Origin of the sequence: Paenarthrobacter sp. NPDC057355 (assembly GCF_042667405.1) — a bacterium.
Lineage (GTDB): Bacteria > Actinomycetota > Actinomycetes > Actinomycetales > Micrococcaceae > Arthrobacter.
Genome location: NZ_JBHVAL010000012.1, coordinates 65,392 through 73,112, shown reverse-complemented (window position 1 = coordinate 73,112; position 7,721 = coordinate 65,392). Strand labels below are relative to the sequence as shown.

Below are 7,721 nucleotides of genomic sequence, written 5' to 3'. Positions count from 1 at the left end.
CGGGCCCAAGCACCCGGGACATGAACGAGCGCCGGGCCCAAGCACCCGGGACATGAACGAGCGCCGGGCCCAAGCACCCGGGACATGAACGAGCGCCGGGCCCAAGCACCCGGGACATGAACGAGCGTCGGGCCCAAACATGCGGGACGTGCGCGAGCGTCGGGCCCAAGCACGCGGAACGTGAACGAGCGCCGGGCTCAAACACGCGGAACGTGAACGAGCGCCGAGCTCAAACACGCGGAACGTGAACGAGCGCCGGGCTTAGGCGACCGCGGCGCGACTCTTGACGAACGCCTGGACGCAAGCTTCGACGTCGTCCGTGCTGTGCGCGGCCGAGAGCTGTACCCGGATGCGGGCTGCGCCCTTGGGCACCACGGGGTAGCTGAACGCCGTGACGAAGACGCCATGGGAGAGCATCTCATCGGCAACCTTCGCCGCAACCACGGCGTCGCCGAACATGACCGGGATGATGGCGTGTTCGCCGTCGAGCAGTTCGAAACCTTCTTCGCTCATGCGGCGACGGAACAGCGCGGCGTTGTCAAAGAGCCGGGTGCGCAGTTCACCGGATCCCTGCACGAGTTCCAGCGCCTTGATGGTGGCTGCAACGATCGCGGGAGCCAGGGAGTTGGAGAACAGGTACGGGCGGGCCTTCTGGCGCAGCATCGCAACGATCTCGCCGCGGCCGGAAACGTAGCCACCGGAGGCTCCGCCGAGGGCCTTGCCGAACGTGCCGGTGTAGATATCCACGCGGTCAGAGACACCGGCGTGCTCAGGGGTGCCGGCGCCGGTGGGGCCCATGAAGCCCACGGCGTGGGAGTCGTCCACCATGACCAGGGCGTCGTGCTTCTCGGCGAGGTCGCAGATCGCTTCCAGGGGCGCGAGGTAGCCGTCCATCGAGAAGACGCCGTCGGTGACGATGATCTTGCGTCGCGAACCGGCAGCCTCAACGAGCTTGGCTTCGAGATCGGCCATGTCCTGGTTGGCGTAGCGGAAGCGCTTGGCCTTGCTCAGCCGGATGCCGTCGATGATCGAGGCGTGGTTGAGGGAGTCGGAGATGATGGCGTCATCCGGGCCGAAGAGGGACTCGAAGACCCCGCCGTTGGCATCGAAGCAGCTGGAGAACAGGATGGTGTCCTCTGTGCCGAGGAACGCCGAAACACGGGCCTCAAGTTCCAGGTGCAGGTCCTGGGTGCCGCAGATGAACCGGACGGAGGCCATGCCGAACCCGCGCTCGTCCATGGCGGACTTCGCAGCGGCGATGATCTCCGGGTGGTCGGCCAGGCCAAGGTAATTGTTGGCGCAGAAGTTCAGGACCTTGTTGGCCGGCTGGCCGAGCTGGCCCGCGGCGATGTGGCTTGCCTGCGGGGAATCGATGTGGCGTTCGGTCTTGAAGAGTCCGGCGCTGCGGATCTCATCGAGTTCGCCCTGGAGTTGGTCTTTGATGGCTGAGTACATTGAATCGCTCCTGAGGTTCCTAGAGTTCAGTCCAGTCAAGGACCACTTTGCCGCCCACGCCGTTGCGGGCGATCTCGAAGCCCTTCTCCCACTCGGTGGCGGGCAGCTTGTCGGTGACGACGGCGGAAATGTTGCGGTGAAGCACGGGGTTCGAAGAAAGCATGGCGCTCATGGCGTACCAGGTTTCGAACATCTCGCGACCATAAATGCCCTTGAGCGTGAGCATGTGCGTGACTACTTTGCCCCAGTCGATGTCGATGGACTGGCTGGGCAGGCCGAGCATGGCGATGCGTCCGCCGTGGTTCATGTTCTCGATCATCTCAGGCAGTGCCGTGGGGTGTCCCGACATTTCCAGGCCGATGTCGAAGCCTTCGCGCATGCCGAGTTCCTGCTGTGCCTCGCGAACGCGCATCTTGGACACATCGACGGCGAGGTCCACGCCCATCTGCTTGGCCAGTTCCAGGCGGGGTGCGGAAACATCGGTAATGGCGATCTTGCGGGCACCGGCGTGACGGGCGACGGCGATGGCCATGAGTCCAATGGGTCCGGCACCGGTGATGAGCACGTCCTCGCCCACGAGCGGGAAGCTCAGCGCCGTGTGGACGGCGTTTCCAAAGGGGTCGAAGATGGCACCGAGTTCGGGGGTGACTGATTCGTCGTGGTGGACCCAGACATTGGTCTCGGGGATGACGACGTATTCCGCGAACGCACCATCGCGCTGCACGCCGACCGAGACCGTGTGGATGCACATCTGGCGGCGACCGGCACGGCAGTTGCGGCAGATCCCGCAGACCACGTGGCCCTCACCGGAGACCCGGTCCCCCACCTTGACGTCGCGGACGTCCTCGCCGATTTCCACCACTTCACCGTAGAACTCGTGACCGGCGATGAGCGGGGTTTCGATGATGCTCTGGGCCCAGGCATCCCAGCTCTGGATGTGAAGGTCGGTGCCGCAGATGCCGGTGGTCATCACACGGATCTTGACCTCCGACGGGCCGGCTTCGGGCTCGGGACGGTCAACGAGTTCGAACCCTGCCTGCGGTCCGGATTTGTAGAGAGCCTTCATGGTTTCCTCACTGGCTTGATGCTGCTTCGCTGCTGCTGACTTCCATTGAAAGCCCGTCCACGATTTAGCACAACTAGATTCTTCTCAATCAACGATTTAGGATTTGCTAATGGAAATCCATCAGTTGCAGATGCTGCGGGAACTCGGCGACCTCGGCAGCGTCAAAGCCGTCGCGGAGACCCTCATGGTGACCCCCTCGGCCGTATCGCAACAGCTTGCACTCCTGCAGAAATCCGTGGACGTTCCGTTGACGCGCAAAGAGGGCCGGGCCCTGGTGCTGACCGACGCCGGCCGCGTGCTCGCCGAGGCCGGCGCCGCCGTCGTCAATGCCATGGCAGATGCGCGGGCCGCCATAGGCGCCTATCACGACGCGCCCGACGCGCCGGTCAGCGTCAGCGCCTTCCACAGCGCGGGCCAAGCGTTGTTCGCCCCTTTGGCGGCGTTGCTGGCATCCGGAAAAGCGTCCGACGGCGGCAAGTCGCCGGGGCTTCGCCTCTCCGACGAGGACGTGGCCCAGGAGGATTTCCCCGGGTTGGTGGCGCGCTACGACCTTGTCCTGGCGCATCGGATGGACAACAGCCCGCCGTGGCCCGAGGACAAAGTGGCGGTGATCCCGCTGGCCGATGAGCCCCTGGACATTGCGCTGCCCGCAGCACACCCGCTGGCGGCCCGGAGCGAACTGGAGCCGAACGACGTCGTGGATGAAGCCTGGGTGACCAGTCGCGATGGCTACTCCCCCGCGGACGTACTGTCCGCCGTCGTCGCCGTCAGCGGGCGACCCGCGGAAGTGCTGCACCGCATCAACGACTATTCGACAGTGGCTGCGCTGGTTTCGGCCGGCGGCGCGATCGGCCTGCTGCCGCGTTTCACCGCGCGGCGTGTGCTGGATGCAGGAGTGGTGCTGCGTCCGTTGGCGGGCGTCAACTCGGTGCGCAAGATCGACATCCTGGCCCGACCGGAGACCCTCAAAAGGAAATCGGTCATGACGGTTTGCGAGTCACTTCAAACCGTCATGACCGGGCTTACCTCACCCAACTAGGTGACAGCACATGCTCTACTGAGGGCTCAGTGGAGCGTTATCTGTCACCCAGTTGGGTCAGCGGCGGCGGGGGCCACCGGCTGGGGTCAGTCGCGGACCAAGGCGGGTTGTCCGGCGTCGAAGTACTCCACCAGGTCCGCCGGCAGTTCCGGCACTTCACGCGCCGAGCCGTCACCGCGCAACGATTCCGCAGCCAGGATTCCCGCAACCACGGCCTGCCGGGCCGCGATGGGACTGGTCTGGGTGGTCCCGCCCTCCGAGGCGAAGCGCAGGAACTCCTCGATCAGTCGCGGATCGGCGCCACCGTGGCCGCCCTCTCCGTCCAGAATGGTGATGACCCGGTCAGGTTCCCCCCGCCCCGACGTCCGCGAGGTCCAGACGTTGATGGTCTCCCCGGGCCCGTCGCCGAAGTTCTCGATCCTGCCCTTGGTGCCAATAATGGTGTAGTTCCGCCAGTAGTCCGGGGTGAAGTGGCATTGCTGGTAGGAGGCGAGCACACCGTTGTCCAGGACCATGTTCATCATGGAAATGTCCTCGACGTCGATCACCTCCGCCAGGTCCTTCTGCTCAGTCGGCGGCCAGTTGTCCAGGGAGAACCAATCCCCCATGCGCTTGCCGGTGTTATCGGATCGGTTGGCCACCTCGCCGTAGACGGCGAGATCGCCGACGGCGGCAACCCGCTTGGTATAGCCGCCGGCCAGCCAGTGGATGACGTCGATGTCGTGGGCACCTTTTTGGAGCAACAGGGAGGTGACGTTGGACCGCTGGGCGTGCCAGTCCTTGAAGTAGTAATCGCCGCCGTGGCCCACGAAATGCCGGCACCAGATCGCTTTGACCTCGCCGATGGTGCCCTCTTCGATGAGTTGGCGCATCTGTACTACAACAGGCATGTGGCGCATATTGTGGCCAACGTACAGGCGCGTGCCGGTTTCGTAGGCGGTTTTCAGGATCAGGTCCGCAGCCTCGACAGTGATATCCAGCGGCTTCTCGCAGAAGGTCGGAATGCCCGCCTTCAGGGTCCGGATGGCGACGGCGGCGTGCTGGTGATCGGGGGTCAGCACCAGCACTGCGTCAAGGCCGCTGGTCAACAATTCCTCAAGATCGTCCGTGACGCGGGCGGAGGGAATGCGCTCGGCGGCATCGGCGCGCCCGCGTTCGCTGAGATCGCAGATGATGGTGACCTCCGAGCCCTGGCCGGGCTTGTGGGCGTGTTTCCACAACCCCGCGCGCAGGCCGAAGCCTACGATGCCGACCTTCAAATCCTTTTCCATGGTGTGCATGTTCCTTTACTGGTTCTTATCTAAGTCTGGTGGCGGCACTGCGGTGCGGCGCGGATTCGCGCACGAACAGGTGCCAGGGGAAGTCGAGGACGGCAGGGTCTGCATGGCCGGTTGCCCTCTTCAGGAGCCGCCGGGCGAGTTTGTCGAAGAAGTCCACGGGACCTACGGTGCTGAGCGAGGGCGACATCCGCTCGCCTTCCACGGTGTTGCCCACACCGATGATGTCCACGTCCGAGCCGACCCCCAGGCCCAGGCGTTGGGCCGCGTTGATGGCGCTGACAGCGGCGTAATCGGTGGTGGCGTAGATGGCGGTGGGCCTGTCCGGCAGGCTGAGGAGTCTCGTGGCGGCAGCATAGGCGCCGGCGCTCGTACCATCGAACAATCCAACGTAGTCCTGCCGTTCCGTGATTCCTGCTGCGGCCAACGCCTCGGCGTAGGCCCGGTATCGCGTTCCTCCGGATGTGCCGGCGGCCGTGGCCGGGGTCAGGCAGGCGACCTTTGCATGGCCGTGAAGCAGATGCTCCACGGCCATGCGGCAGCCTGGCCCGGCAATGGAACGAACCACGTCAAAGCCTTCCGGCTCCACCTCTTCATCGAAGACCACCAACGTGGCTCCGCGCTCCGCAAGTTTCCGCAGGTCCTCCCGCTGATCATGGCGGACAGCATCGACAAACACGGCGTCCGCATTGTGCGTCCCGAGCACCTTGACCCAGTCCGCATCGCCGAGGATCATTGGCGTGATTCCCAGCGGGCCCGCCGCCTTCTGCACGGCTTCGATGACTGACAACGACCAGGGATCAGAGAGCATGGTCAACGACAGAATCACTGTGTTGGTCCGGCCGGTCCGGATGGCCCGGGCTGCCTGGTTGGGGCGGTAGCCCAGCCGCTCCGCAGCAGCCTTGACCTTCTCCGCCGTCGGATCCGAAACACCCGGTCCGCTATCTCCCCGGCGCCCTGACAACACGTACGAAACCGTGGCCGTTGACACGCCCGCCAGCTCGGCCACCATTCGGATGGTGGGCCGGACTCCGGTGCTGCCTGTTTTTGCCATGGTTCCCCCTGTAGTTGGTGTGCGCGTCTCGTTCTTTTGCTCGATCGTATTGCGTTGCGGGGCCTGCTTTGCGTGTTTTCGGCGAGCCAAACTGCGCAGAGCGGGCCTCACAACGAGAGTCCTAGCTCCGGAAGACTGGCGCGTTGGGGTCCAGAGCGGCCTGGTACTCGTCGCGCATCTTGTCCCCGCCTTCGCTCTTCCAGCGCTTGACGGCGTCCTTGAGCTCGTCGATCTTGGCGCGGCCGGTGATGATGTCCACTACCTTGTCCCGGAGCTGCTTGGTGATCTTGGCGCCCACCTTGGCATTGGTGTCCGAGTAGGAGCCATTGGTGGGGTTGCGCCAGGCGATCTCCAGGAGCTTCTTTTCCTGCTCGCTGACGTAGCGGGTGTCGTCGTCGAATCCCGGGTTGAAGATGACGTTTTCGGGGCTGGCCATGATGTTCAGCGCCGAGACCAGGCCAGGGGCGTTGGTGCTTCCTGTGTCCGTGCGGGCTGGGTTGCCGCTGCCGTCCAGTGTGTAGTCCTGCCCGAGCTCGCCGAAGTTCTTCTGCATGTACTCCACGGTGCCGAAGGGCGCGGACAGGTAGTTAATGAGCGCCAGGAGTTCCCGGATCTTGCCTTCGTCGGCCTTCTTGAACGGTGTGAAGCCAACGGTTCCGTAGCCCATGTCGTAGGTGGGCTTGACCTTGCCGTCGGCACTGAACGGAATGAGGATGTCGAACTTCGCGGTGCGGCTCAGCGCACGGTAACTGCGGACGTCGTGCGGGCCGGACACCACTTGGGCACCCACACTGCCGTTTGCGACGCGGGCGCGGATATCTGTCGCCTTGGAGTCCGGATAGAACACACCCGCAGCGAACATCTTTGCAGTGAACTCGACGCCGGCCAGGTACTCATCGGTTTCGTAGAGGTGGGTCAGCGTGCGGTCCTTGTTGACTGCCCAGCTGTTCGGGGCACCAAACCACTCGGTCACCATGTGCAGGGCATTGATGTAGGCAGGCTCCAGGGCGTATTGCTGGTCACCCGGACGGGTCAGTTCCTTGGCTTTGTCCAGGAACTCATCGGCGTTTGAAGCCTCGAAGCCACCCACTTTGGCCCACATGTCGTGGTTGCCCAGGTACACCTGCCCGAACGGGGTACTTGGGATGGGCGCTCCCCAGATCTTGCCGTTGACGACGGCGGTCTTCCAGGAATCGGGCTTAAGGGCGGCCAGGTTGGGGTACTCAAGGACCGCGTCACCGGAAAGGAAGGGCGTCAGGTCCTGGAACTTCGCCTCCAGCATGGGACCCACGTTGGGAATGCCTTGGTTCGGCGGAACCCACATCATGTCCGGGAGGTCGTTGCTGGCCAGGACGGTGGCGAACTTGGCCGGATAGCCGTCACCGATGTCCTCGGCGATCTGCAGTTCCAGGTCTCCGCCCAGCTTGGCATTGAGGCGCTGCCAGAAGGGGTTGTCCTTCAGGCCCGGGCTCATGGTCTCGAACGTTTCCGTCAGGCCCGTGACTTTCCCCTTCAGAGGGGGCGTCTTCACTGACTGCACAGGGGTGGGCAGTTTGAAATAGCCGGCCTGGAGGCCCTGGGCGTTGCCTGCGATGTCCGGCGTGACGCCGGTGAATTCCTTGTAGGTGGGCAACTTGACCGAGGCGGAGGCTGCGGCGCCTCCGTTGCTTCCGGCCCCGCCACCACCGCAGGCGGACAAACCGACGGCGGTCACGGCCAGGCCTGCAAGGCCAAGGAAACCGCGGCGGCTGAATCCAGCCTGTGAGGTAGTGCTCGTCATGGCATAACCCTTTCTGGTTACGTGCATTGGTGTGTGTAGGAGGTTGTCGG

The 7,721-nt window shown here is 64.2% G+C and carries 6 protein-coding genes; 1 reads left to right on the top strand and 5 read right to left on the bottom strand.

The window, feature by feature from the left end; all coding sequences use genetic code 11:
- Positions 1 to 261: 261 nt before the first annotated feature.
- Together ACFUOZ_RS14010 and tdh are read right to left on the bottom strand one after the other, a co-directional pair.
- A complete protein-coding gene (locus ACFUOZ_RS14010; protein ID WP_377549138.1) occupies positions 262 to 1,455 on the bottom strand; it encodes a glycine C-acetyltransferase in 1,194 nt (397 codons plus the stop codon).
- Positions 1,456 to 1,474: 19 nt separating this feature from the next.
- The gene (gene tdh, locus ACFUOZ_RS14005) at positions 1,475 to 2,521 is read right to left on the bottom strand and encodes an L-threonine 3-dehydrogenase (protein WP_377549135.1); all 1,047 of its coding nucleotides are present in this window, start codon (positions 2,519 to 2,521) and stop codon (positions 1,475 to 1,477) included.
- A gap of 109 nt (positions 2,522 to 2,630) precedes the next feature.
- On the opposite strand from tdh, the gene ACFUOZ_RS14000 reads away from it, so the two are divergent.
- A complete protein-coding gene (locus ACFUOZ_RS14000; RefSeq protein WP_377549133.1) occupies positions 2,631 to 3,560 on the top strand; it encodes a LysR family transcriptional regulator in 930 nt (309 codons plus the stop codon).
- 86 nt (positions 3,561 to 3,646) lie between these two features.
- On the opposite strand, the gene ACFUOZ_RS13995 is transcribed toward ACFUOZ_RS14000, so the two are convergent.
- The 3 genes from ACFUOZ_RS13995 to ACFUOZ_RS13985 all read right to left on the bottom strand — a co-directional run bounded on the left by ACFUOZ_RS13995 (position 3,647) and on the right by ACFUOZ_RS13985 (position 7,671).
- Entirely contained in the window at positions 3,647 to 4,840 is a 1,194-nt protein-coding gene (locus ACFUOZ_RS13995) for a Gfo/Idh/MocA family protein (RefSeq protein WP_377549130.1), read from the bottom strand.
- Positions 4,841 to 4,856: 16 nt separating this feature from the next.
- On the bottom strand, positions 4,857 to 5,891 hold the full coding sequence (locus tag ACFUOZ_RS13990) for a LacI family DNA-binding transcriptional regulator (protein ID WP_377549127.1): 1,035 nt from the start codon (positions 5,889 to 5,891) through the stop codon (positions 4,857 to 4,859).
- A 121-nt stretch (positions 5,892 to 6,012) separates the two neighbouring features.
- A complete protein-coding gene (locus tag ACFUOZ_RS13985) occupies positions 6,013 to 7,671 on the bottom strand; it encodes a sugar ABC transporter substrate-binding protein (protein ID WP_377549125.1) in 1,659 nt (552 codons plus the stop codon).
- Between the last annotated feature and the right edge of the window lie 50 nt (positions 7,672 to 7,721).

Excerpts from the sequence above, each read along its gene's own strand:
- ACFUOZ_RS14010 (WP_377549138.1), bottom strand. The coding sequence starts at position 1,455 with ATGTACTCAGCCATCAAAGACCAACTCCAGGGCGAACTCGATGAGATC.
- tdh (WP_377549135.1), bottom strand. The coding sequence starts at position 2,521 with ATGAAGGCTCTCTACAAATCCGGACCGCAGGCAGGGTTCGAACTCGTT.
- ACFUOZ_RS14000 (WP_377549133.1), top strand. The coding sequence starts at position 2,631 with ATGGAAATCCATCAGTTGCAGATGCTGCGGGAACTCGGCGACCTCGGC.
- ACFUOZ_RS13995 (WP_377549130.1), bottom strand. The coding sequence starts at position 4,840 with ATGCACACCATGGAAAAGGATTTGAAGGTCGGCATCGTAGGCTTCGGC.
- ACFUOZ_RS13990 (WP_377549127.1), bottom strand. The coding sequence starts at position 5,891 with ATGGCAAAAACAGGCAGCACCGGAGTCCGGCCCACCATCCGAATGGTG.
- ACFUOZ_RS13985 (WP_377549125.1), bottom strand. The coding sequence starts at position 7,671 with ATGACGAGCACTACCTCACAGGCTGGATTCAGCCGCCGCGGTTTCCTT.